21 protein-coding genes are annotated in these 23,644 nt (G+C 74.2%); 10 read left to right on the forward strand and 11 right to left on the reverse strand.

The genetic code is table 11. The annotated features are described in order from the left end of the window. The first annotated feature begins 226 nt into the window (after positions 1-226). The 3 genes from GNZ18_RS06865 (at position 227) to GNZ18_RS06875 (ending at position 3,143) form a co-directional block, all read left to right on the forward strand. Positions 227-1,357 carry a YihY/virulence factor BrkB family protein gene (locus GNZ18_RS06865; protein ID WP_312874342.1) on the forward strand — a complete coding sequence of 377 codons (1,131 nt, stop codon included), beginning with the start codon at positions 227-229 and terminating at the stop codon, positions 1,355-1,357. Positions 1,358-1,412: 55 nt separating this feature from the next. After that, on the forward strand, positions 1,413-2,399 hold the full coding sequence (locus GNZ18_RS06870; RefSeq protein WP_156215348.1) for a phosphotriesterase family protein: 987 nt from the start codon (positions 1,413-1,415) through the stop codon (positions 2,397-2,399). An 87-nt stretch (positions 2,400-2,486) separates the two neighbouring features. Next, positions 2,487-3,143 (forward strand): phosphoribosyltransferase, encoded by a 657-nt coding sequence (locus tag GNZ18_RS06875; protein ID WP_156215349.1) that lies wholly within the window; start codon positions 2,487-2,489, stop codon positions 3,141-3,143. Between the two features lie 240 nt (positions 3,144-3,383). Here GNZ18_RS06875 and GNZ18_RS06880 read toward each other — a convergent pair whose 3' ends face one another. The 4 genes from GNZ18_RS06880 to GNZ18_RS06895 all read right to left on the reverse strand — a co-directional run bounded on the left by GNZ18_RS06880 (position 3,384) and on the right by GNZ18_RS06895 (position 7,098). Beyond that, a complete protein-coding gene (locus GNZ18_RS06880) occupies positions 3,384-3,680 on the reverse strand; it encodes a WhiB family transcriptional regulator (RefSeq protein WP_156215350.1) in 297 nt (98 codons plus the stop codon). 184 nt (positions 3,681-3,864) lie between these two features. After that, entirely contained in the window at positions 3,865-4,836 is a 972-nt protein-coding gene (locus tag GNZ18_RS06885; RefSeq protein ID WP_156215351.1) for a ferredoxin family protein, read from the reverse strand. 46 nt (positions 4,837-4,882) lie between these two features. Continuing rightward, positions 4,883-6,496: a glycerol-3-phosphate dehydrogenase/oxidase gene (locus GNZ18_RS06890; RefSeq protein ID WP_156215352.1), complete on the reverse strand. Its 1,614-nt coding sequence runs from the start codon at positions 6,494-6,496 to the stop codon at positions 4,883-4,885. Beyond that, entirely contained in the window at positions 6,493-7,098 is a 606-nt protein-coding gene (locus GNZ18_RS06895; RefSeq protein WP_156215353.1) for a TetR/AcrR family transcriptional regulator, read from the reverse strand. The genes GNZ18_RS06890 and GNZ18_RS06895 overlap by 4 nt, the downstream gene beginning before the upstream one ends. Positions 7,099-7,147: 49 nt before the next feature. Here GNZ18_RS06895 and GNZ18_RS06900 point away from each other — a divergent pair, with 49 nt between their 5' ends. The 7 genes from GNZ18_RS06900 to GNZ18_RS06930 all read left to right on the forward strand — a co-directional run bounded on the left by GNZ18_RS06900 (position 7,148) and on the right by GNZ18_RS06930 (position 16,568). Beyond that, a complete protein-coding gene (locus tag GNZ18_RS06900) occupies positions 7,148-8,740 on the forward strand; it encodes an FAD-binding oxidoreductase (protein WP_156215644.1) in 1,593 nt (530 codons plus the stop codon). Between the two features lie 4 nt (positions 8,741-8,744). After that, the gene (locus GNZ18_RS43560) at positions 8,745-9,674 is read left to right on the forward strand and encodes a diacylglycerol/lipid kinase family protein (protein WP_214618933.1); all 930 of its coding nucleotides are present in this window, start codon (positions 8,745-8,747) and stop codon (positions 9,672-9,674) included. Positions 9,675-10,234: 560 nt separating this feature from the next. Further along, the gene (locus GNZ18_RS06910) at positions 10,235-10,615 is read left to right on the forward strand and encodes a DUF485 domain-containing protein (protein WP_156215354.1); all 381 of its coding nucleotides are present in this window, start codon (positions 10,235-10,237) and stop codon (positions 10,613-10,615) included. Then, positions 10,612-12,270 carry a monocarboxylic acid transporter gene (locus tag GNZ18_RS06915; protein ID WP_312874343.1) on the forward strand — a complete coding sequence of 553 codons (1,659 nt, stop codon included), beginning with the start codon at positions 10,612-10,614 and terminating at the stop codon, positions 12,268-12,270. The genes GNZ18_RS06910 and GNZ18_RS06915 overlap by 4 nt, the downstream gene beginning before the upstream one ends. 90 nt (positions 12,271-12,360) lie before the next feature. Next, the gene (locus tag GNZ18_RS06920; RefSeq protein ID WP_156215355.1) at positions 12,361-13,908 is read left to right on the forward strand and encodes a metallophosphoesterase family protein; all 1,548 of its coding nucleotides are present in this window, start codon (positions 12,361-12,363) and stop codon (positions 13,906-13,908) included. Positions 13,909-14,060: 152 nt separating this feature from the next. Continuing rightward, positions 14,061-14,579, forward strand: a complete 519-nt coding sequence (locus tag GNZ18_RS06925) for a DUF4234 domain-containing protein (protein WP_156215356.1) — start codon at positions 14,061-14,063, stop codon at positions 14,577-14,579. 210 nt (positions 14,580-14,789) lie between these two features. Next, positions 14,790-16,568 (forward strand): bifunctional 3'-5' exonuclease/DNA polymerase, encoded by a 1,779-nt coding sequence (locus tag GNZ18_RS06930; protein WP_312874344.1) that lies wholly within the window; start codon positions 14,790-14,792, stop codon positions 16,566-16,568. 28 nt (positions 16,569-16,596) lie between these two features. Here GNZ18_RS06930 and GNZ18_RS06935 read toward each other — a convergent pair whose 3' ends face one another. The 7 genes from GNZ18_RS06935 to GNZ18_RS06965 form a co-directional block, all read right to left on the reverse strand. Next, complete coding sequence (locus GNZ18_RS06935) at positions 16,597-17,742, reverse strand: RNA polymerase sigma factor (protein ID WP_312874345.1); 1,146 nt, start codon at positions 17,740-17,742, stop codon at positions 16,597-16,599. Then, complete coding sequence (locus GNZ18_RS06940) at positions 17,739-18,146, reverse strand: YciI family protein (RefSeq protein ID WP_156215359.1); 408 nt, start codon at positions 18,144-18,146, stop codon at positions 17,739-17,741. Before GNZ18_RS06940 ends, GNZ18_RS06935 begins: the two co-directional genes overlap by 4 nt. Positions 18,147-18,175: 29 nt before the next feature. After that, positions 18,176-18,931, reverse strand: coding sequence for an ABC transporter ATP-binding protein (locus GNZ18_RS06945; protein ID WP_156215360.1), 756 nt, complete (start codon positions 18,929-18,931; stop codon positions 18,176-18,178). Positions 18,932-18,936: 5 nt separating this feature from the next. Next, on the reverse strand, positions 18,937-20,541 hold the full coding sequence (gene mdlC, locus GNZ18_RS06950; RefSeq protein ID WP_156215361.1) for a benzoylformate decarboxylase: 1,605 nt from the start codon (positions 20,539-20,541) through the stop codon (positions 18,937-18,939). Next, on the reverse strand, positions 20,538-21,392 hold the full coding sequence (locus GNZ18_RS06955) for an ABC transporter permease (RefSeq protein ID WP_216651181.1): 855 nt from the start codon (positions 21,390-21,392) through the stop codon (positions 20,538-20,540). The genes mdlC and GNZ18_RS06955 overlap by 4 nt, the downstream gene beginning before the upstream one ends. Before the next feature lie 52 nt (positions 21,393-21,444). Beyond that, entirely contained in the window at positions 21,445-22,185 is a 741-nt protein-coding gene (locus GNZ18_RS06960; protein WP_242886164.1) for an ABC transporter permease, read from the reverse strand. 91 nt (positions 22,186-22,276) lie between these two features. Continuing rightward, entirely contained in the window at positions 22,277-23,260 is a 984-nt protein-coding gene (locus GNZ18_RS06965) for an ABC transporter substrate-binding protein (protein WP_156215363.1), read from the reverse strand. Between the last annotated feature and the right edge of the window lie 384 nt (positions 23,261-23,644).

Here is a 23,644-nt window from a genome sequence, read left to right on the forward strand (position 1 = left end):
CGGACCCCGGCCGCGGCGCTCGAAACGATCATGGGCCGGCCGACGTTCCGGGACGTCGAAGGGGGTATGGGCGCGAGGATGTACAACGGAGGGCCGGGAGGCCCCCCGAAGCGGTCGGGGGACGGTTCGGGCGACGGGGGGCGGTCGGCACGCCACGCGCGGAGTGGATCACTGAAATGGGCGATGCGGAATGTACCGGGCAGGTAACGCTCTACGGTGGGGTGGTGTGACCACCGTCCCCGACGCCGCGGGCGTCTCGCCGGCCGGGGACCCCGCCCGCCGGGGCGCGCCCGAGGAGCCGTCGGACGCGGGCGAGTCCGACACGGGCGCGTCGAGGGCGCCGAGCACCGGCGCGCCGTTCAGGGGGCCGCTCAGGCGCGTCCGGGAGGCGCTCCGGGCGTGGACCCGCACGGCGGCGCGGACGGCGTGGCTGCTCGCGCGCAACACGGCCGTCGCCGCGTTCCGGTACCGCGTCACGGGCCTGGCGGCCGAGGCGGCGTTCTTCGCCCTGCTGTCGCTGCCGCCGCTGGTCATCGGGCTGATCGGCACGATGGGCCACTTCCGGGGCGCGCTCGGCGCCGACACCGTCGCCGACGTCCGGGCCTGGCTGATCCAGCATGCCCGGACCGTGCTGACCGACGACGCGGTCAAGTCGGTCGTCGTCCCGCTGATCGACGACGTGATCAAGGGCGGCAGCCCCGACATCGTCTCGGTCAGCTTCCTGATCTCGCTGTGGGCGGGCTCGCGGGCCACCAACGTCTACGTCGACACGATCACGATCGCCTACGGGCTGTCGGGCATCCGCGGCGTGATCCGCACCCGGCTGCGCGCGTTCTTCCTCTACCTCGTCGGCCTGCTGGTCATGCTGATCCTGATCCCGCTGCTGGTGGCGGGGCCCGCGCTGGTGCGGGACGCGCTGCCCGAGGGCGCCGGGTTCGTGCTGATGTTCTACTGGCCGGTCGTGGTGGGCCTGTCGATCGCGTTCCTGGCGACGCTCTACCACATGAGCGTCCCGGTGCGGACGGCCTGGTGGCGCGAGGTGCCGGGCGCGGTCGTCGCCCTGCTGATGTGGATCCTCGGCAGCGTCACGCTCCGGCTCTACCTGACCGGCTCGCTGAGCGGCGTGTCGGTGTACGGGTCGCTGTCGGCCGCGATCGCCGTCCTGGCCTGGCTGTACGTGGCGGCGCTCGCGGTGCTGATCGGCGCCGCGCTGAACGCCGAGATCGACCGGCTGTGGCCGAGCGCCGGGACCGCGCGGGCCCGCGCCGTCCGGGACGGGCGGGCCGAGCCGGACGGGCGGGCCGAGCCGGACGGGCTGGAGGAGCGCATCGCGGCCGAGGGCGACGGCCGCGGGTAAAAACTATGTCCGGGGTCGTCCTGAATGGATTAAACATGTCGTAACCTCGCGTGACATGACCCCTCGTGAGAAGACCGGCCGGCTGCGGACCGTGACCGGCACGATCGCGGCGTCCGACATCACCGGGCCGGTGCTCACCCACGAGCACCTGCGGATGGACCTGCGCTGGCCGTCGCGGCCCAAGCTGGCCGAGGCCGACCCCTACCGGTGGCTGGACGAGGAGAAGGCCGTCACGCGGGAGCTGTCGGACCTGCGCGCCGCGGCGGGCCTCGGCCTGGTCGTCGACCTGAGCTGCTCGGGGATGGGCCGCGACGCCGCCGGCCTCGCCCGGATCAGCGCCGGGTCGCGGGTGGCCGTCGTCGCCGGGACGGGCGTGTTCACCGAGCCCTTCCACCCGGACTTCGTCCGCACCGCGCTGGAGGCGGGGGAGACGGCGGGGGTCGAGCGGATCGCCGAGCGGCTGCTCGCCGAGATCGGCTTCGGGCTGGACGGCACGAACTCGCTGCCCGGGGTGATCGGCGAGATCGGCGCGTGGGGTGAGGCGCCCACCGAGGCGGAGGAGGCGTGCCTGCGCGCCGCCGCCCAGGCCGCCCGCTACTCGGGCCTGTCGGTGGCGACCTACGGCCGCGCGGGCGTCGCGCAGCTGGAGATCCTCACCGCGGCCGGGCTGGCGCCGGGCCGCGTCGCCGTCGGCCAGCAGGACCGCGTGGACGACCCGGGCCAGCACCGCAAGATCGCCGAGACCGGCGCCTACGTGTCGTTCGGGACGCTCGGGCTGGCGGGCGAGGACCACGCGGCCATCGGCGCCCGCGTCCGCGGCGTCATGGACCTGCTGGAGGCCGGGCACGCCGACCGCGTGCTGCTGAGCACGGGCGTCTCGCGGATGGACCAGGTCGCCCGCAACGGCGGCGTGGGCTACGGCTACCTCTTCGAGGTGTTCCTGCCGGCCCTGCGCGCGGCGGGCGCCGACGAGGCCACGCTGGAGGGTGTCCTGCGCGACAACCCGCTCCGCTGGCTGACCGCCGGGTCCGCCGCCTCCTGACGCGCCCCGGTCCCTGGCCGGTGCCCGGTCGGGGCCCGGATCCTGGGTAGGACTGCCTCAGGTGCTCGATTGCCTGGGGGTGCACCTATGCGGTGGAAGTCACTGCCCTATTCCGACCGGCTCGCGGCGGGAGAGGTGCTCGCCGAGTGGCTGGTCCCGCTCGGCCTGGACGGCGCGGTGGTGCTCGCGCTGCCGAGGGGCGGCGTCCCGGTCGGGCACGCGGTCGCGCGGCGCCTGCGCGGCTCGCTGGACGTCCTGGTGACCCGCAAGATCGGCTACCCGCCGCAGCCCGAGCTCGGGCTCGGCGCGATCGCCGAGGGCGGCGCGCCGGTGCTGGACGCGGGGCTGCTGCGGCGGCTCGGCCTCACCGAGGACGACGTGGCGCCGATCGTGGCCGCCGAGCGCGCCGAGCTGGAGCGCCGCGTCCGGGTCTACCGGGGGGACCGCCCGCTGCCGGAGACGGCGGGGCGGCCGGTCGTGGTCGTGGACGACGGCCTCGCCACCGGGGGCACCGCCCGCGCGGCCGTGCGGGCGACCCGCGAGCGCGGGCCGTCCCGGCTGGTCCTCGCGGTGCCGGTGGCGGCCGCCGAGACCGTCGGGTCGCTGGAGGCGGAGGTGGACGAGCTGGTGGTGCCCGCCGCGCCGCTGGACTTCCACGCGGTCGGCCAGTGGTACCTCGACTTCGGTCAGCTCACCGACGGTGACGTGGTCGCCTGGCTGGCGAGGCCGCGGGAGGCGGGCTGAGGAGGCGGGCCGAGGAGCCGCGCCGGCGCGGTGGCCGGGAATGGATCGTGCGAATGTCCGGGAAAAGGCCACGCGCCATCTCCCGTTACGGTAAAGCGGCGAAATCCGGGAGCCGCGGGGGAGGAGTGGACGCGGGCAACGCAAACGGCCCCGCGGGGCGGGGCCGTGACGTTTCTCGGTGGCGTGCCGGGGTGCGCGATGGGAGCGTTCGAGCGGCCTGGCCGCCGGCGCGACGGCCGGCTAGGCGGCGTTGGCGCGACGCATCCGGCGACGGCGCTCGGATGCGCGCTCGTCTTCGTTGAGTCCGCCCCACGTGCCGTACTTCTCGGGCCGGGACACCGCGTAGTCCAGGCAGTCCGAGCGGACGGGGCAGCCCATGCAGATCTGCTTGGCCTTGCGTTCGCGGATCTCGCGCTCGGGCTGACGCTCGCCGTCGGGACCGAAGAAGAGGACGAGGTCTTCCCCCCGGCACGCCGCGGCGTCCTGCCAGCCCCAGCTGGGACGAGGGAGGTTTGCCTGCCGACGTACCTGAGCCATGGAACACCCACCTTGATTGGTTTCGAACAATTTCGGGACATGGACGCTCGACATGCTTCAGGTGACATGAGTCAGAAGCGCCGAATGGTCCAACGTCTGGAGTTGCCGCTCTGTTCCCCGTCCGGTTACTCCGGAAACCTGGGGTCGTGCGACAGGGAGACCCTCGAATGGGGCCTCCGTGAGATTACACGAGGGCCGCCTCGTTGAGAAGGGTGAGTTCCCTAACAACGTGGGTTCTCTGGTTCTCATCGCACTCGGGTCCGCAGGGATGGGGGAGTTGGACGGCCTCGACGACCGCCCGGTAACGGCTCCGCCGACTGGTGACGACCACCGAGTACCGGGACGTCCCGTTCGGGGGCCCCGGGGCCGGGTCGACCGATTCCACGGTCACCGCGTCCAGCGCGAGCCGTCCGGTGGCCGCGCGGACGTGGTGCTCGGCCGCCTGCGCCGGTTCGGGAGTTCCGGCGCGGCCGCGCAGCCGGTCCAGGACGACCTCGCCGCGCAGGTAGGCGTGCACCGCCGCGGCGGCCTCGGCCTCTCCGAGGTCGCCGTAGCAGAGCCCGTGCGGGAGGCAGACCAGGTTCGCGGCGAACCGGTCGCCCCCGACATGAGTGGTCTCCCAGACGAGGCGGCCGAAACGTCGCGTGAGCGCTCGGGCCAGCGGGGCGCCCGTCCGCGCGCAGCAGGCGTTGCGGCGCCCGTGCGTGCAGACCAGCAGGACCGGTTCGTGGACCGGCTCGCCGAATCCCGGGCGGACGCCCGCCGCGAGCGCGTCGAGGTCGAGCCCGGCGAGTTCGGCCGGGCCGGCCAGCTCGCGCCCCTCCATCCACACCGTGTCGCCCTGCGAGTACGCGGCGTAGACCTGGAGCGGCGGCGTCGGGCGCCTGCGTCCCGACCGGCGGATGAGCTGGGGGCGGACGCCCTTGGCCTGCGCGGCCCGGACGGTGTCGGCGACCAGGTCGTTCCGGGGGGTGTGGGGGGTCGCCCCCCCGCGCGGGCCCGGGCCGGGGGCGGTGATCTGCTCGATCCGCTCCGGCCAGGGCCCGGGGTGCTCGATCAGGAGCCAGGAGCGCGCCTTCGTCGTCGCGCTCGCCGCGCACGGCCGCTCGCCGGTGTGGCTTCCCGGACAGTGCGCGCAGCCCTTACCACGCGTCAACGAACAACCCCCGCCCCGATCCTTGGTCCTCTTAGGTTAGGTTAACCTAATTAATCTTCCGGAGGCCAATCGGGGTGGCCGACCTCACCCCGAGGGCTCCAAGGAGTGCCTCCGCCGTCGGCAGCGCGGCGGCGCGATCGGCGTCGACGAGCCCGACGCGGGTCCGGCGGTCGAGCAGGTCGGCGGCGTCCAGCGCGCCCTCGTGCAGCGCGCCCCAGGCCAGTTCCGCGCCCAGCACCGGCAGGCCAGGGACGACCGGTTCCAGCAGGCCCGGATCCGTGTCGGCGAGCGCGGCCAGCAGCGGCGCCTCGGTCCCGTACCGCTGGACGAGGCGCCGCGGGGCGTCCAGCGCCGCGAGCCGGGCCGGGGCCGCCGCCCCGACGAGCGGGAGGCGCGCCGTGCGGCAGGGCCCGGCGTCCAGGCCGCGCGCGGCCACGGCCGCGTCCACGGCGTCCCGCGCCATCCGCCGGTAGGCGGTGAGCTTGCCGCCGACGACGGTGACGACCCCGTCCCGCGAGGTCAGGACGGCGTGCCGCCGGGACAGGTCGGCGGTGTCGCCGTCCCGCCCCGGGTCGAGCAGGGGGCGCAGCCCGGCGAACGCGCCGACCACGTCCTCGGGCCGCAGCGGCACCTCCAGCGCCGAGGCGAGGACGTCCAGCAGGAACCCGATCTCCTCCCGGGTCGCGCTCGGGACGTCGGGGATCGGGCCGTCGGCGGGCTCGTCGGTGAGCCCGGCGTACACGCGGCCGTCGCCCTGCGGCAGCACCAGGAGGAACCGGCTGCGCGCGCCCGGCACCGGGATCTGGAGCCCGGCCTGGAGCCCGCCCAGCGCCTCCGCGCGGACCACCAGGTGGGTGCCCCGCGAGGGGCGCAGCGCCACCCCGTCCACCAGGCCGCCCGCCCAGACCCCGGCCGCGTTGACGACCGCGCGCGCCCGGACGGTGATCTCCGCGCCGGTCGCCTCGTCCCGGACGAGCGCGCCGTCGCCCGCGAGCGCCACCGCGCGGCAGCGGGTCAGGACGCGGGCGCCGTGCGCGGCGGCGGTGCGGGCGAGGGCGGTGACCAGGCGCGCGTCGTCGGCGAGCTGCCCGTCCCACGACAGCAGCCCGCCGCGCAGCCCGTGCCGGCGCAGCGCGGGCGCGAACCGCAGCGCCTCGACGGCCGACAGGCGGCGGGGGCCCGGCAGCACCGAGCGCGGGGTGCGGGCGGCGAGGCGCAGCGCGTCCCCGGCCCGCGTCCCGGCGCGCACGAGCGCGGCCTGCGGGCGCGACACCAGCGGCGTCAGCGGCAGCACGAACGGCAGCGCGCGGACCAGGTGCGGGGCCGTCCGGCACATCAGCACGCCGCGCTCGACGGCGCTCTCGTGCGCCACGTCCACCTGGCCCGCCGCCAGGTAGCGCAGGCCGCCGTGCACCAGCTTGGAACTCCAGCGGGACGTGCCGAACGCCAGGTCGTGCGCGTCGACGGCGGCGACCGACAGGCCCCGGGACGCGGCGTCCAGCGCCACCCCGGCGCCGGTCACGCCGAGCCCGACGACCAGCACGTCCACGACCTCGTCCGGCAGCGCGGCCAGCTCCCGCTCGCGGCGGGCGGCGTTCAGGGACGACCGCACGGGGCGGTTCTGGGGGGTCGGGCCCCCGCGAAGAGCCGGCTTCGTCATGGTGCGAGCATCCGGTCGAGGACGGCGCGCAGCTCCGTGTCGAGCGCCTCGGGGGACAGCTCCGGGTCGTCGCCGGTCACCGTCGGGCCCGACAGCGCGAACGACTGGACGACCAGCAGCACCGCGCGCGCCTGCCGCCCGGGGTGGCCCGCGCGGACCGTCCCGTCGTCCTGGCCCGCCCGCAGCGACTCCTCGAACAGCTCCAGGAACGCGTGCTGGCTCGCGCCGAGGCGGTCCAGGACGTAGGGGAGCAGCAGCTCGGGGTCCACCTCGACGATCTTGCGGAGCAGCGGGTGGGCGCGGAACGCCCGCACGCCCGCGACCAGGCCGTCCACCAGCCGGGGCCGGACGGCGCGGCCGTCGTCGGGCGGGTGGACGTCGGCCGCGATCCGGGTCCACTCGCGGGTCATCAGGTCCGCGACGATCGTCCGGACGTCGGGCCAGCGCCGGTACAGCGTCATCCGGGAGACGCCCGCGCGGCGGGCGATGTCGGTGAGCGTGGTGCGGCGCACGCCGACGGCCAGCACGCAGTCGCGCGCGGCGTCCAGGACGGCGTCGCCGGCGGTCCGGCCGGCCGCAGTGTTGTGACGGTTAGACGTCATGTGTCACAGTGTAAGCACAGGACCGGGAGGCGCGGTGGAGGCACGGGACATGCTGTGGAGCGGCTGGGGCGATCCGGCCCGCGCCGAACCGCTGCCGGAGGCCGTGGTCGGGCTGCTGCGCGACCTGCTCGGGGTGCGCCCCGCCGGGGCGCCGCCGGTCGCGCTGGCGGAGGTGAGGGTCCCGCCCTGCCGCCTCGATCCCGCTGATCTGGACGCCCTCGCCGCGACCGCCCCCGTGCGCACGGACGCCGAGTCGCGCGTCCGGCACACCCGGGGCAGGTCCACCTCCGACCTGCTGCGGATACGCGCCGGCGACGCCTCGGACGCGCCCGACGCGGTCGTGCTGCCCGGCACCCACGACGAGGTCCTCGCCGTGCTGCGCGCCTGCGCGGCCCGGGGCGTCGCGGTCGTCCCGTTCGGCGGCGGGACCTCGGTCGTCGGCGGCCTCGCCCCGCGCGGCGGCGCGTCCGGCGGGTCCGGCGCGTTCGTCGCGCTCGACCTGCGGCGCATGAACGCCCTCCTGGCGCTGGACGGGACGTCCCGGACGGCCGTCCTGCAACCGGGCCTGCGGGCGCCCGACGCGGAGGCGCTGCTGGCCGCGCGCGGCTACACGCTCGGGCACTTCCCGCAGTCCTACGAGTGGGCCACGGTCGGCGGGTTCGCGGCGGCGCGCTCCAGCGGGCAGGCGTCGGCCGGGTACGGGCGGTTCGACGACATGGTCGTGGCGCTCACCGCCGCCACCCCCGAGGGCACGCTGGACCTCGGCCGCGCGCCGAGGTCGGCGGCCGGGCCCGACCTGCGGCAGCTCGTCCTCGGCTCCGAGGGCGCGTTCGGCGTGATCACGTCGGTGACCGTGCGGATCCACCCGGTGCCGGAGGAACGCTCCTACGAGGGCTGGCGCTTCGCCTCCTTCGACGAGGGCGCCGCCGCGCTGCGGCACCTCGCCCAGGACGGCCCGCTCCCCGCCGTGCTCCGGCTCGGCGACGAGGCCGAGACCATGGTCGGGCTCGCCGATCCCGCGCGGCTCGGGGCCCCGGGCGGCGCGGGCTGCCTGGCCGTCCTCGGGTTCGAGGGCACCGCCGCGGACGTCGCCGCGCGGCGGGGGCGGGCCGCCCGCGTGCTGGCGCGGGCGGGCGGCGAGCCGCTCGGCGCCGCCCCCGGCGAGCGCTGGGAGCGGGGCCGCTTCGACGCCCCCTACCTGCGCGACGCGCTGCTGGACGCGGGCGCGTTCGCCGAGACGCTGGAGACGGCGACGTTCTGGTCGGGCCTGCCGGGCCTGTACGGGGCGGTGCGCCGGGCGCTGACCGACTCGCTGGCGGGCGCGGGCACGCCGCCGCTGGTCATGTGCCATATTTCGCACGTGTATCCGTCCGGGGCCTCGCTGTACTTCACCGTCGTGTCCGCGCAGGGGGACGATCCGGTCGCGCACTGGGCGCGGGCCAAGGGCGCGGCCTGCGAGGCGATCCTCGCCGCGGGCGGGACGATCAGCCACCACCACGGCGTGGGCACCGACCACCGCGACTGGTACGCGCGGGAGGCCGGGCCGCTCGGCGCGGCGCTGCTGCGCGCCGTCAAGGAGCGCCTCGACCCGGCCGGCGTGCTGAATCCCGGCGTCCTCGTCCCGCCGGCGGCGGGGGAGTAGCGCGGTGGAGGCCCGGCGGGGGACCCCGCGCGCGTTCACCGCGATCGTCAACCCGGCGGCGGGCGGCTCCGCGCCCGCCCGGACGCTGATCCCGCTCGCCCGGCTGCTGCGCGCCGCGGGCGCCGACGTCGCCGTCGAGTACAGCCGCGGGCTGGAGCACGCGGCCGCGCTCGCGCGCGCCGCCGCGGGCGCCGGACGGGTCGTCCTCGGGGTCGGCGGCGACGGCATGGTCGGCCGCGTCGGCGGCGCCCTCGCCGGGACGGACGCGGTCCTCGGCGTCGTCCCCGCCGGGCGCGGCAACGACTTCGCCCGGCAGCTCGGCGTCCCGTCCGACCCGGAGCGGCTGGCCCCGCTGCTGCTGGACGGCGCGCCGCGCGCCGTGGACGCCATCGAGGCCAACGGCACGGCCGTGCTCGGCAGCGTCTACGCGGGCGTGGACGCGGTCGCCAACCGCAACGCCAACCGGGCGCGGGTGCTGCGCGGGTCCGCCGCCTACTACGCCGGGGCCCTGCGCGCGATCGCGACGTGGCGCCCGGCGGACTACCGGGTGACCGTGGACGGCGCGGAGCACCTGCGGCAGGGCTACACCGTCGTCGCCGCGAACTCCGGCTACTACGGGTCCGGCAAGCACATCGCGCCGGGCGCGCGCGTGGACGACGGGCTGCTCGACGTCGTCCTCATCCGGCGGGCGCCCCGGACGCTGTTCTTCGCCGTCATGCGCGAGCTGGAGGACGGCGCGCACGTCCGGCGCCCCGAGGTCGAGGTGCTGCGCGGGCGGGAGGTGCGGATCGAGCTGGCGGGGCCGTCCGCCGCGTCCGGGCGGAGGCTGCCCTACGGCGCCGACGGCGAGCTGCCCGGCGTCCTGCCGGTGACCGCCCGGGTACTTCCGGGCGCGCTTCGGATGCTCGCCCCGGCCCCCGTGACGGCACTCTGACCTGCTGTCTCACAAAAGTTCGAGATTTGGACCCCTCGTTTGGGTCGATTTACGCGTGCATTACGGCTCCACGGATAGCGTCGTTAACGTCCCGTTTCGGGACCTTGGGGCCGTCTGTGGAGGCATCATGGGAAGGCGACTGCTCGCCGTTCTGGGGGGACTCATGATGACCACGGACGCCCTCGTCGTGGTGGCGCCGGCGTCCCTGGGGGTGGCGTCGGCGCCCACGACTCTCCGGAGCCGCGGAGCCGCGCGCGCGGCGCGCGTCCGCCCCGTCCCGATCCGGAGCCTCACCGCCGCCCCGGCCGCGGCCCATACCGCATTGATCGTGTGATGGGGATCACGGTCTAGCATCGGGGTCGCATCAGGCGGGTCTCCGTTCTCACACCTGTGCCACCTTCTCGGCCATCTGGCCTGCATCGGCCAACTTCGTAGGGCATCGTTACCGCGATTCTCGGTGAGATTCGCAGTGTGATCGTTTGGCGGAGGTGGTCGTGACAACCGAGTCATCAGGGCCGGGGTCCGCTTCAGGCGGACTCGACAACGCGGCCTACACGCAGATGAGGCAGTCGCCGGAGTTCGAACGGCTACGCCTGGCCTTCCGCCGTTTCGTCTTCCCCATGACGGTGGCGTTCCTGATCTGGTACCTGCTCTACGTCGTCCTGTCGGCGTACGCGCGGGGCTTCATGGGGCACAAGCTGTTCGGCGAGATCAACGTGGCGCTGGTCTTCGGGCTGCTCCAGTTCGTCTCGACGTTCCTCATCGCCTGGCTCTACGAGCGGTACGCGCGCGGCACGCTCGAACCGCTGGCCTCCTCCGTGCGGGACACCCGCACGGGCGGCGGCGCGGGCGCGACCGCCGTCAAGGACCTCAAGAAGGGCGAGACGAAGACCGAGACGAAGTCCGAGACGAAGTCCGAGTCCGAGGAGGACGGCGCGTGAGCCCCCAGCACCTCGCCGCCCCCGTGCTGGCGGCCTCCGACAGCGAGCACCGGACGATCTCCCTGGTGCTGTTCGCCCTGTTCGTGGCGCTCACCCTGTGGATCACCCTCTGGGCCTCGCGGCAGAACAAGACCGCAGCCGACTACTACGCGGGCGGGCGCGCCTTCACCCCGCTCCAGAACGGCCTGGCCATCAGCGGCGACTACATGTCCGCCGCGTCGTTCCTCGGCATCGCGGGCCTGTTCGCGCTGTCGGGCTATGACGGCTTCCTGTACTCGATCGGCTTCCTGGTCGCCTGGCTGGTGGCGCTGCTGCTGGTCGCCGAGCTGCTGCGCAACTCCGGCCGGTTCACGATGGCCGACGTGCTGGCGTTCCGGATGCAGCAGCGGCCCGTCCGGGCGGCGGCCGGCATCTCCACGATCGTCGTGTCGATCTTCTACCTGCTCGCCCAGATGGTCGGCGCGGGCGCGCTGGTCGGCCTGCTGCTGGACGTCGACGGCGAGAGCGCCAAGATCTGGACGATCGTCGCCGTCGGCGCGCTGATGATCTTCTATGTGACCGTCGGCGGCATGAAGGGCACCACCTGGGTGCAGGTGGTCAAGGCCGTCATGCTGATGACCGGCGCCGTCGTCATGACGGTCTGGGTGCTGTCCAAGTACAGCTTCAACCTCTCGGACCTGCTCAGCGACGCCGCCGACAAGAGCGGCAAGGGCGACAAGTTCCTCCAGCCGGGCCTGAAGTACGGCGCCACCACCGTGTGGTCCAAGCTCGACCTGCTCTCGCTCGGCCTCGCGCTCGTCCTCGGGACGGCGGGGCTGCCGCACATCCTCATCCGCTTCTACACCGTCCCGACCTCCCGCGCCGCCCGCACCTCGGTCAACTGGGCGATCGGCATCATCGGCGTGTTCTACCTGATGACGCTGGTCATCGGCTTCGGCGCGGCGGCCCTCGTCGGCGGCAAGGCGATCGCCGCGCAGGACAAGGGCGGCAACACCGCCGCCCCGCAACTCGCCCAGGAACTCGGCGGCGGGGCGGGGTCGACCGGCGGCGCGGTCTTCCTGGCGATCATCGCGGCGGTCGCGTTCGCGACGATCCTCGCGGTGGTCGCGGGACTCACGCTCGCCTCCTCGTCCTCGTTCTCGCACGACCTGTTCGCGAACGTGTTCAAGCGCGGCAAGGCCAGCGAGCGGGACGAGGTCGTGACCGCCCGGTACGCGGCCGTCGTCATCGGCGCGGTCGCGATCGTCCTGTCGATCTTCGCGCGCGGGCTGAACGTGGCGTTCCTGGTCGCGCTGGCGTTCGCGATCGCCGCGTCCGCGAACCTCCCGACGCTGCTGTTCTCGCTGTTCTGGAAGCGGTTCAACACCGTCGGCGCGGTCGCGGGCATCTACGGCGGCCTCGTCGCGGCGGTCGGGCTCGTGCTGCTCAGCCCGATCTGCTGGGGCGGCAAGACCGACACCCTGCCCAAGGGCAACGTGGACGCGCTGTTCAGCGAGACCACGGTCGCGCCCATCCCGTTGCAGAACCCCGGCCTGATCTCGATCCCGATCGGGTTCCTGTGCGCCTACCTCGGCACCGTCCTGTCCAAGGAGCGCACGGACGAGAAGTTCGCCGAACTGGAGGTCCGGTCGCTGACCGGAACCGGCGCGCACTGAGCCCCTCCGGGATCGGCCAGGTCGCTTGACTGGCGGAACGCCTCCGGGACAGGCTGTGAGCTCTCCCTCACAGCCCCCGGAGGTGTTCTGTTGCGTGCAGAGGACGGAGCGGACGGCGCCGCGGAGCCGCCGCCGCGCGTTCCGGCGTCCGCCAACTCGCGCACGTCCGAGGCGGGCGCCGGCTGGGAGTGCGGAGCGCCGGGCACGTTCAACGCGCTGCTGCCCGACCGGATCCCGGGGTTCTCCTGGCGCCGCCCGACGATCCTGTGGCGGTCCCGCAACGACGTGGTCGCCCGCCTGTTCGGCGACCCGGCCGACGCGATCCGCCGCCGCTGCGTCGCCGCCCTCCGCGAGCGCGGGACGCCCGCCGCGTTCACCGTCCACCGGTCCGCGGCGCGGTTCTCGTTCCTGCTCGTCGGCGACACCGGCGAGGGCGACAAGTCGCAGTACGCGGTCGTCCCTGCGCTGCTGAGCGCCGGCGCCGGAACCGACTTCATGGTCATCGCCAGCGACGTCATCTACCCGGCGGGCGACGCGGGGCAGTACCCGGCGAAGTTCTTCCGGCCCTACAAGGACTACCCCGCCCCCATCTACGCCGTCCCCGGCAACCACGACTGGTACGACGGGCTGCGCGGCTTCCTGCACGTGTTCTGCGACCTGGACGCCGACTGCTCGCCGCCGCCCTGGCGCGGGCCGCTCTCCTTCGTGCCGCGCCTGTTCTGGCGCGCGTCCGGGACGGTCGAGCGGAGCGTGCTCGCCGAGGCGCGGCGCGCCTACCGGGGCGCGCCCGGCCAGCAGGCCGTCCAGCCGGGGCCGTACTGGGCGATCGACACCCCGTCCCTGCGCATCGTCGGCATCGACACCGGCATCACCGGGCGCATCGACCGCGACCAGGGCGCGTGGCTGCGCGAGGTGTCGGCGGGCCCCAAGCCCAAGATGCTGGTCACCGGCAAGCCGCTCTACGTGGACGACCAGCACCGGCCCTGCCCGATCGAGGGCGGCGGGACGGTCGATGAGATCGTGCGCGACCCGGCGCACCACTACGTCGCGGCGATCGGCGGCGACATCCACAACTACCAGCACTACCCGGTGGGGCTGGAGGACGGCCGCGTCCTGCACTACATCGTCTCCGGCGGCGGCGGCGCGTTCATGCACGCGACCCACGTCATCCCCCGCACGCGCGTCGTGGACGAGGGCGACTTCCGCTGCTACCCGCTCCGCGGCGACTCCCTCTCGCGCTACAGCAGGCTCTACGGCCGCTGGCTGCGGCTGCCGAGGCTGTTCGAGCTGTCCCCGAGGGAGGCGACGGCCGCCGTCCAGCACCGCCTCGGCATCGAGCCGGGGCGCGGATACGACGCGCCCGCGCCGTCCGCCCGCGCGCGTTTCGTCGCCGGGCTCCTCGGCGTGCCGCGCGGTGGCCGGCCCCGGCCACGCTTCGCCCGCCTTCCGGTGCGTAAGCTTCCCCAGCGGTTCCGCTCCGAGCTCGCCGACTGGGACACGCCGCCGTTCTTCAAGAACTTCCTGCGTGTGGACGTGACGGAGGACGAGCTGCGCATCCGTTGCTTCGGCGTGACCGGCTGCGGCGACCACGAAACGTCACCGCCGTGCGAGGACGAGGTGCCGATCCCGCTGCGTTAGGTCTCAGATCGGATAATCTTGACGCCGAAAAGCGGGGAATTTCGTGATCTTGAAGCGGCCGACCGCCCGAGCCCGTTACAGTCTTGGCTCACCACACGGGTGAACGGTAACGGACGGTCGGCCGGAAAACGACCGCGTCCTTCAGGAGAGCGATGAGTTACCCCCAGCAGGGCCAGGGCCAGCCTTACCAGCAGCAGCAACAGCAGCAGGCGTACCAGGGCGGCTACGCCCCGGCCCCGCAGCACCAGCAGCAGGCGCCCGTCGCGCGCGGCGCCGGCGCCAACATGAAGCGCCGCAACCCGGTCGGAGCCTGGCTGGGGCTGCCGATCATCACGTTCGGCATCTACGGCATGGTGTGGTTCTTCAAGGTCCACCAGGAGCTGCACGAGTACGACCGGCGCATCGACAACGCCGCGACCAACGCCCTGCTGTCGATCCTGTTCGGCAGCATCACGCTGGGCATCTGGCCGCTGATCATGTGGGTGAAGCTCGGCGGCCGCATCGCCGAGGCCCAGCGCGCCGCCGGGCTGCCCGCGAGCTGCAGCGGCGGCATGGGCTTCCTGCTCGGCATCCTCGGCTTCGGCGTCCTGTACTACCAGCTCCAGCTCAACAAGGTCATCGACCGCTACGGCGACACCCCGGCGGGCCAGCAGGTCTCCCTGGTCGCCTGACCCCGTCCGGGCGACAGAGGCCGCGGCCCTGGCCTCCTGACCCATCCGTGCCGAACCCCTCCGCGCCCCTCGGGCGCGGAGGGGTCGTCGCATGTCCGGCGGTCCCGCGCCGCACGGTTTCATGCCGCACGGTTCCCGCGCCGCACCGTCCGATGCCGCACGGGCCCGCCCGACCGCGGTTCTGTCAGAGGCCGCCGCCACAATGGCGGGGTGCGGATCGCGGTGGCCGCCGGCGGCGGAGGCGGGGGAGTGCTGCGGCCCCTCGCCGAGGACGGCACGCCCACCGGCCCGGCCCGGCAGGCGGCCGACCTGGTCGCCGAGATCGCCGCGCGGGAACGGTCCGACGCGCCGCGCTGGGTGTGGCCCGCCACCGCCCGGCTGTACCCGGCGCTGCTGAGGGCCGGGGTGCGGGTGGCGCGCTGCCATGACCTGGAGCTGGTCGAGACCCTCCTGCTCGGCCACGCGGGACGCTACGGGGAGCCGCGCGCGGTCCGCGCCGCGTGGGCGCGGCTGCGGGGCGAACCCGTCCCGACCGACCCTCCGCCGCCGCGCGCCGAGCCCGCGCAGGCGTCGCTGTTCGACGACGACGCCCCCGGCGCGGACGCTCCCGCCGACGACATCGAGCAGGTCGTCGCCGTGCACGCCGCGCAGCAGCACGCGATCGCCGCGCTGGAGGGGTTCGCGCTGCTCGCCGCCGCCGAGTCCGCCGGGTCGCTGGTCGCGGCCGAGCTGGGCCACGACGGCCTGCCCTGGTCGGCGGCCGAGCACGACGCGCTGCTCACCGGGCTGCTCGGGCCCCGCCCGTCCGGCGGGCTGCGGCCGCGCAGGCTCCAGGCGCTCGCCGACCGGATCAACGCCGCGTTCGCCGCCGACGGCCGCGGACACGTCAACCCCGACTCCCCGGCGCAGATCGTCAAGGCGTTCGCGGCGGTGGGGCGGCCCGTCGCCTCGACGCGCGCGCACGTGCTCAAGCGCGTCGACCACCCCGCCGTGCCGCTGCTGCTGGAGTACAAGGAGCTGGCCCGCCTGCACACCGCCTACGGCTGGGGGTGGCTCGACACCTGGGTCCGCGGGGGCCGGTTCCGCCCCGAGTACGTGGTCGGGGGCGTGGTGTCGGGCCGCTGGGCGACCAACGGCGGCGGCGCGCTGCAGATCCCGCGCGTCCTGCGCCGGGCCGTCGTCGCCGACCCGGGCTGGCGGCTCGTGGTCGCCGACGCGGCGCAGCTCGAACCCCGCGTCCTCGCGGCCCTCGCGGGCGACCGCGCGTTCGCCGCCGCCGCCGCGCACGGCGACCTGTACGCCGCGCTGTCCCCGGCCTTCGGCCCGGAGCGCCCGGAGCGCCCCGGCGGCGCGGCGGGCTCCCCGCAGGGCTCCCGGCGCGATCCCGAGACGCTCGGCCCGCGCGAGAAGGCCAAGCTCGCGCTGCTGTCGGCCATGTACGGCGGCGGGACGGGCGAGGGCGTGCACCTGCTCGGCGTCCTGAAGAGCCGCTTCCCCGACGCGTTCGAGTACGTGGAGGCCGCGGCGCGCGCGGGCGAGAACGGGCACCTCGTCCGCTCCCGCCTCGGCCGCACCTGCCCGCCGCCGTCGGCCGGCTGGCGCGAGCTGACCGCCGCAGCCGACGACGAGGCGGACGGCGCGGACGGCGCGCAGGACGGCGCGGGCGGGCGCCGGCAGGCGAACGCGGCGCAGGCGCTGCGCGGCCGGGGCCGCTTCACCCGCAACTTCGTCGTCCAGGCGACCGCCGCCGACTGGGCGCTGGCGCTGCTCGGCTCGCTGCGCCGCCGCCTCACCGCGCTCGGGCCGCCCCGCCTGGTGTTCTTCCAGCACGACGAGGTCATCGTGCACACCCCGGCGGAGCTGGCGGAGGAGGTGACCGCCGCGGTCCACGCCGCCGCCGAGGAGGCCCGCCGGCTGCTGTTCGGCGACACCTCCGTCGTGTTCCCGATGGAGGTCGCCGCCGTCGACCGCTACTCCGACGCGAAGTGACCACCGCCGGCCTGGGCGGCGCCCCCGTTCACGGGCGGGGAAGGTGCCTGACCCGGGCGGCCTCACGGGTGAGGTGGTCGCGTTCGGGGACGCTCGCGGCGGCGCGCGCGGCCTGGGCGTACAGGTCGGCGGCCCGGTCGAGGTCGCCGGCGCGCTCGTGCAGGTAGGCCGCCGCCGCGGCGCGGCGGGGCAGGTCGGGGCTCAGCCCGGCCAGGGCCGCGAGCCCGGCGTGCGGCCCGTCGGCCTCGCCGACCGCGACGGCGCGGTTGAGGCGCACCACCGGGCTGTCGGTGATGAGCAGCAGCTCGTCGTACCACTCGACGATCTGCGTCCAGTCGGTCGCGGCGGCCGTCCCGGCGTCGGCGTGCAGGGCGGCGATCGCGGCCTGGGCCTGGTACTCGCCCAGCCGGTCGCGGGCGAGCGCGGTCTGCAGGATCGCCACCCCCTCGGCGATCAGGCCGGTGTCCCACAGCGTCCGGTCCTGGTCGGCGAGCGGCACCAGGCGGCCTTCCGCGTCGGTGCGCGAGTCGCGGCGCGCGTGGTGCAGCAGCATGAGCGCGAGCAGGCCCGCGACCTCGGGCTCGTCGGTCAGGGCGTCGAGCTGGCGGGTGAGGCGGATCGCCTCGGCGGCCAGGTCGAGGTCGCCGCCGTAGCCCTCGTTGAAGACGAGGTAGAGCACGCGCAGGACCGTCCCGAGGTCGCCGGGCCGGTCGAGCGCCCGTCCCGCGATACCGCGCTTGGCGCGGCTGATGCGCTGGGCCATCGTCGCCTCGGGGACGAGGTGGGCCGCGGCGATCTGCCGGGTGGTCAGCCCGCCGACCGCGCGCAGCGTCAGCGCGACGGCCGAGGTCGCCGGGAGGACGGGGTGCGCGCACAGGAAGTACAGCCGCAGCGTGTCGTCGGCGGACGGCGCCGGGCCGGGCGCGGGTTCGACCTCGACGGTGAGCTCGCGGCCCCGCCGCGACGCCTCGGACCGGGCGGCGTCGAGGAACTTGCGCCACCCGGTCGCCACGAGCCACGCCCTGGGCTCGCGCGGCGGGTCGTGCGGCCAGGTGTCCAGGGCGCGGATGAGGGCCTCCTGGACGGCGTCCTCGGCGGAGGCGAAGTCGGCGCCGCGCCGGACGAGGACGCCGATCACCGCGGGCACCAGCTCCCGCAGCTCCGCCTCGTTCACCGCGGGGCCGCGGGCGTCTCGCCCAGCAGCGGGCGGACCTCCAGCCATTCGCGGAGCGGCTCGCCGCCGGGGCCGGGGGCCGCCGACAGCTCCCCGGCCAGCTCGACCGCGCGGTCCCAGGAGGGCACGTCGACGACGCACCAGCCCGCGACGAGGTCCTTGGTCTCGGCGAAGGGCCCGTCGGTCACCGGCGGGCGGCCCTCGCCGTCGAACCGCACGAACGCGCCCTCGGGCGCGAGCGCCCGCGTGTCGACGAACTCGCCCCGCTCCCGCAGCCGGTCGAGGAACGCGCGCATGTACCGCAGGTGCGCGTCGACCTCCTCCGGCGTCCACCCGTCCATCGGCCCGTACTCGACGGCGGGCGGCGGACCGCCCCGGTAGTGCTTCAGGATCAGGTACTTCATCGTCGTCGCGCCTCCCCCTCGGGACGAGGCTAGTGGGCCACGCCCCGGACGAGGCCGCCCACCTCGGCGCGGAGGCGGACGAACTCGGGGTCGGCGCGGGTGCCGATCTGGTCGCGGGTCGCCGGGAGCGTGACCTGGAGCTGCTCGCGGATCCGGCCGGGGTTGCGGGCCAGCACCACGACGCGGTCGCCGAGGTAGACGCTCTCGTCGATGTCGTGGGTGACCAGCAGGATCGTCATGCCCTGCGCGCGGTGCACCTGGAGGACGAGGTCCTCCAGGTCCTCGCGGGTCTGCGCGTCCACCGACCCGAACGGCTCGTCCATCAGCAGGAAGGACGGCCGGTAGGCGAGCGCGCGGGCGATCGACACGCGCTGCTGCATGCCGCCCGACAGCTCCCACGGGTACTTGGACGCCGCGTCCGCGAGCCCGACCGACTTCAGCGCCTCGGCGGCCTGCTCGCGCCGCTCGGACCGGTTCGCGCCGCGCCGCCGCAGCGGCAGCGCCACGTTGTCGCGGACGGTCAGCCACGGCAGCAGCGAGCGGCTGTAGTCCTGGAACACGACCGCGAGCTCGTCGGGGACGCCGTCGATGGCCGTGCCGTTGAGGACGACCTTGCCCTCGCTCGGCGCGATCAGCCCGGCGATGCAGCGCAGCAGCGTCGACTTGCCGCAGCCCGACGGGCCGACGATCGTGACGAGTTCGCCCTCGGCGACCTTGAGGTCCATGCCTTTCAGGACGGGGGCGGCACCACCGTAGGAGTGGCCCAGCCCGGAAATCTCCAGCATTCTGATCACCGCGCCCAGGGCTCGTAGAGGGTGGGGTCGCCTTGCTCGACCTGGACTTCCACGAGGTAGGGGCCCTCGTGGGCGAGCGCCTGCGCGAGCGCCTCGTCCAGCTCGGTGGTGGAGGCGACCGTCCGGCCGGGGACGCCGAGCCCGGCGGCGACGGCCGCGTAGTCGATGCCGGCGATGTCGGCGCCGGGGACCGTCTCGATGTCGATGCGGCGGCCGAGCGACCGGATCGCCCCGTAGCCGCCGTTGTTGACGACGACGACGGTCAGCGGCACGCGCCGCTGCGCCGCCGTCCACAGCGCCTGCACCGAGTACATGATGGAGCCGTCGCCGATGACGCAGACGATCCGCTCGCCGTTCCCGGCCATCGCGCGCCCGACCGCGACGGGCAGCGCCCAGCCGAGCGCGCCGCTGCCGGAGGCGAGGAACCCGCCGGAGCGGGTGATCGGCATCCGGGCGTGGAACAGGTCGCGGTGGCTCGGGATCTCCTCCACGATCACCGCGTCCTCGGGGAGCAGGTCGCGGAGGGTCTCGACGGCGAGCGCCGGGTCGATCGGGTCGCCCGCGCGCGGCGGGGCGGGGCGGGGACGCGGCTCGGGCGCGGGCCGGTCGGCCTTCTCGACCAGGTCGAGCAGCCCGGCCAGCGCGGGCCGCAGCGTGGTGAGCAGGCTGGTCCCGACCGTGGACCAGGCCGTCTGCGCCGGGTCGCAGTCGAGGTGGAACAGCCGCGCCCCGGCGGGCAGGACGTCGCCGCCGCTGCCGACGTGGTAGGTGAACACCTGCGTGCCGAGGACGAGGACGACGTCGTGCCCGTCCAGCCGCGCGGCGAGCTGGTCCTTGACCGGGGGCAGGAACCCGCGGAACAGCGCGTGGTCCTCGGGGAACCCGGACCGCCCCGACAGCGGGCTGATCCACGCGGGCGCGCCGAGCCGCTCGGCCAGCTCGACGACCTGGGGCAGCGCCTCCTCGTCGTCCACGCCGGAGCCGACGACGATCACGGGACTGGCGGCCGCGTTCAGCGCGTCCGCGACCTCGCGGAGCGCGGCCGGGTCGGCGGTGAAGGCGGACCTGACCTCGCGGTGCGGGACGGGCGCGGCCGGGCGGTCCCAGTCGTCCTCGGGGACGGAGATGAACACGGGCCCGCGCGGCGGCGTCATCGCGACCCGGTACGCCTCGGCGAGCGCCGCCGGGACGTCCTCGGCGCGCTCGGGCTGGCGGCTCCACTTCACGTAGGGCCGGGGGAACGTCGCGGGCTCGTCGGCGCCGAGGAACGGGCGCGACAGCAGCATGTCGCGGGACTGCTGCCCCGCGAAGACCACGAGCGGCACGCGGTCGCGGTAGGCGTTGAACACCGCGCCGAGCGCGTGCCCGACCCCGCCCGCCGAGTGCAGGCTGACCAGCCCGGCGTTGCCGGTGCCGATCGCGTGCCCGGCCGCGGCGGCGACCGCGACGGTCTCCTGGAGGGCCAGGACGTACTCGAAGTCCTCGGGGAAGTCGCGGAACATCCGCAGCTCGGTCGAGCCGGGGTTGCCGAAGACCGTGGTCATCCCGGCGCGCCGGCAGAACTCGAACACCGCCTCCCGGACGGTGGACCCGGTCGTCATGAAGCCGCCTTTCGCGCCTCGCGGTGCCAGGTCAGGACCCGGTGCTCCACCGCGAGCAGAATCGTGTTGAACAGGTAGCCGAGGACGCCGAGCAGCACGATGACGCACCAGATGGTGGGCATGTCGGACACGCTCTGGGCGTTGGTCAGCTCGAAGCCGACCCCGTCGGAGGTGCCGGGCAGCAGCTCGGAGAAGACCATCAGGATCAGCGACAGCGACAGCGCGAGCCGCAGCCCCGCGAAGATCTTGGGCAGCGCCGAGGGGATGATCAGGAACCGGATCCGCTCGAACGCCGACAGCCGGAACGTCTCGGCCGTCGCCATCTGCACCGGGTCGACCGACCGCACGCCGTCGGCGGTGTTCAGCAGGATCGGCCAGATCGCGCTGAAGATGATGGAGGCGACCTGCATCTGGGTGCCGAGCTCGAACAGCACGATGAACACCGGGACCAGCGTCGGCGGCGGGATCACCCGCGCGAACTGCATGATCGGGTTGAGGTAGGCGAGGGCCCGCTCGGAGCGCCCGATGGCGATGCCGAGCACGACCCCGGCGAGCGTCGACAGCGCCAGCCCGAGCGCCATCCGGCCGAGGCTCGGGAAGATGTTGCCGGTCGCCTCGCCGTTCAGGAACAGGTGGCTCGCGGGTCCGCTGAACCACAGGTCCTTCATGTGCTTGGCGATCTCCCACGGCGGCGGGAAGAACGGGCTGTCGGAGATCCGCGTGGCGACCTCCCACGCGGCGACGAGGATCACGAGGGGCAGCCAGCGGTGCAGGACCCCCCGCACCACCGTCCCGGCGACGCCGCCGCGGGAGCGCGGCGCGGACGACACGGTCGCGGTCGCGGCGGTCACGCGGCACCGCTCCTCTCACACGTCGAGGCGGGGGTCTGGTCCGGGGCGCGGGTCACGAGGCACCGCTCCGGAGCGCGAAGTGCCAGCGGAACAGCCGGTTCTCGGCCTGCACGAGCAGCGTGTCGCTGATGAGGCCGAGGCAGCCGGCCCACACCGTCCCGGCGAGGACGTCGCGGGTGCCGTCCGGCACGTTGCTGGCGTTGGCGATGAAGATGCCGAGCCCCTCGCCGAAGCCGGACAGGATCTCGGTGCCGACCGCGAGGATCAGCGCGATCGAGGCGGCGAGCCGCACGCCCGTCGCGATGAAGGGCGCCGCGCTGCGCAGCGACACCCGCAGCAGCACCTGCGTGCGGCTGAAGCCGAACGTGCGCAGGGTCTCCTTCGCCGTGGGGTCGACGTCGTCCAGCCCGTACATCGTGTTGAACAGGATGGGCCAGCTCGCCGCGTACACGATGAGCGGCACCTCCATGCCCAGCCCCGATCCGAGCACCAGCCCGGCGAGCGGGATGAGCGCGACCGAGGGGATCGGCCGCAGGAACTCCACGATCGCGCGCGCGCCGGTGTTGATCGCCGGGACGCTGCCGAACAGCAGCCCGAGCGGCACCGCGATCACGATGGCGAAGCCGAGGCCGAGCCCCCACGCGGTCAGCGTGACGCGCACGTTGTGCAGGAACTCCGCGTCGCCGAACAGCTCGAACGCGCGGGCGACCACGGTGGAGGCCGGGGGCAGGTAGGAACGGTCCACGATCTCGGCCCGCCCCAGGGCCTCGCTCGCGAGGAACAGGACCGCCACCCCCACGGCCCCCCGCGCCCACTTGCCTGGGCGCGAGAGACCGCGGGATGACGTCGACTGGTGTGTCATGGGTGAACTCGGTGTCCCGCCGTCAGGCCGTCGGCTGGAAGAGGATGGACTTCAGGTCGGGCTTCTGCTTGAGCAGGCCCGCGGTGGTCATCAGGTCGACGACCCGCTGCATCCGGGTGGTGTTCAGCGTGGTCGGGTAGCCCGGCAGCGTGATGACCGACGCGACCTGCGGGTCGATCTTGGCGTAGCCGGGCAGGACCTCCTCGACGCGCTTGCGGTCGCCGGTGGCGATCCCCTGCGCCTTCATGATGGCCCGCTGGAAGGCCGCCGCCGCCTTGGGGTTCTTGCTGGTGAAGTCCTGCGTGCTGACGTAGCCGCTGATCGGCAGCCCGGTCACCGGCTCGCTGCCGCCGTCGACCGCCACCCGCGCGCCCTGCTTCTTCTGGGTGTCGGACAGGAAGGGCTCCACGATGTGGACGGCGTCCACCTGGCCCTTCTCCAGCGCGGCGGCCATCTGCGGGAACGGGATCGCGACGTAGGTGACCTTCGAGGCGTCCACGTTGTTCGCCTTGAGGATCGCGTTCAGCGTCAGCGACTGGATGTTGTTGAGGATGTTGACCGCGACCTTCTTGCCCTCAAGGTCCTTCGCGGTCTTGATCTTCGAGTCGGACTTGACCAGCACGTTCATCATGTTCGAGGTGAGTGTCGCCCCCTCGGCCACGATGCTCAGCTTCAGCGTGCCCTTCTCGTTCGCCTGCAGGAAGGACACGTAGTTGGCGCCGGCGATCAGGTCCACGTCGCCCTTGGCGAGGGCGGGCAGCGCCTGGATGCTCTGCTGGACCGGCTTGATCTGTACCTTCAGGCCCTCGGCTTCGAACAGCTTCTGCTTCTGCGCGATGTGCAGGGCCGCGCCGTCCACGAGGGGCAGCGACGCGACCGTCAGTGTCTTCTTTTCCAGTCCCTTGCTACTCCCGGAGGAGTCGTCGGAGTCTCCGCAACCGACGGCGAGGGAGGCGACCAGGAGAAGAGCACCGAGGAGAACAGAGCGACGTCCGGATTGCCTCATGGCACTCCTTACTCATCAGGGGAAGATGCTGGCGTGGCTGGGTTGACCAGGGCGAAAGAGCCAGGGGGGACGACTGTGGCCACTGTTCCCGCCGCGCCTGATGATCACGTTCGGGGAGAGTATCGCGGGTTGGGCGTCTTGGGTGGTTTGCTTCCGGATTGCGTGACTGTCTTGTGTCCTGCGGGTCTTGCGTGACGCATGGTACGTCGGCGACTACTCCGTCCCGCACGTCCCCTGTTCCACTGGTCGGTACGGCCCGTGGGATCGCCGCCGGACGGGGCGGATTCGGTCCGTCCGTCCCGACCCCATTGGTCCTTTCGGTCAGGAGTGACCGTCCATCGCCGGACGACTCCGGAGAGTGAGCGATCGGACCGGTCCACAAAC

Origin of the sequence: Actinomadura litoris (genome assembly GCF_009733595.1) — a bacterium.
In the GTDB taxonomy this organism is placed as follows: domain Bacteria; phylum Actinomycetota; class Actinomycetes; order Streptosporangiales; family Streptosporangiaceae; genus Spirillospora; species Spirillospora litoris.

Bases quoted from the DNA above. Each gene is read 5' to 3' on its own strand.
- GNZ18_RS06900 (WP_156215644.1), top strand. From the start codon at position 7,148: ATGCTGTGGAGCGGCTGGGGCGATCCGGCCCGCGCCGAACCGCTGCCG.
- GNZ18_RS06890 (WP_156215352.1), bottom strand. From the start codon at position 6,496: ATGACGAAGCCGGCTCTTCGCGGGGGCCCGACCCCCCAGAACCGCCCC.
- GNZ18_RS06965 (WP_156215363.1), bottom strand. From the start codon at position 23,260: ATGAGGCAATCCGGACGTCGCTCTGTTCTCCTCGGTGCTCTTCTCCTG.
- GNZ18_RS06880 (WP_156215350.1), bottom strand. From the start codon at position 3,680: ATGGCTCAGGTACGTCGGCAGGCAAACCTCCCTCGTCCCAGCTGGGGC.
- mdlC (WP_156215361.1), bottom strand. From the start codon at position 20,541: ATGACGACCGGGTCCACCGTCCGGGAGGCGGTGTTCGAGTTCTGCCGG.
- GNZ18_RS06910 (WP_156215354.1), top strand. From the start codon at position 10,235: ATGAGGCAGTCGCCGGAGTTCGAACGGCTACGCCTGGCCTTCCGCCGT.
- GNZ18_RS06875 (WP_156215349.1), top strand. From the start codon at position 2,487: ATGCGGTGGAAGTCACTGCCCTATTCCGACCGGCTCGCGGCGGGAGAG.
- GNZ18_RS06945 (WP_156215360.1), bottom strand. From the start codon at position 18,931: ATGCTGGAGATTTCCGGGCTGGGCCACTCCTACGGTGGTGCCGCCCCC.
- GNZ18_RS06925 (WP_156215356.1), top strand. From the start codon at position 14,061: ATGAGTTACCCCCAGCAGGGCCAGGGCCAGCCTTACCAGCAGCAGCAA.
- GNZ18_RS06895 (WP_156215353.1), bottom strand. From the start codon at position 7,098: ATGACGTCTAACCGTCACAACACTGCGGCCGGCCGGACCGCCGGCGAC.
- GNZ18_RS06940 (WP_156215359.1), bottom strand. From the start codon at position 18,146: ATGAAGTACCTGATCCTGAAGCACTACCGGGGCGGTCCGCCGCCCGCC.
- GNZ18_RS06870 (WP_156215348.1), top strand. From the start codon at position 1,413: ATGACCCCTCGTGAGAAGACCGGCCGGCTGCGGACCGTGACCGGCACG.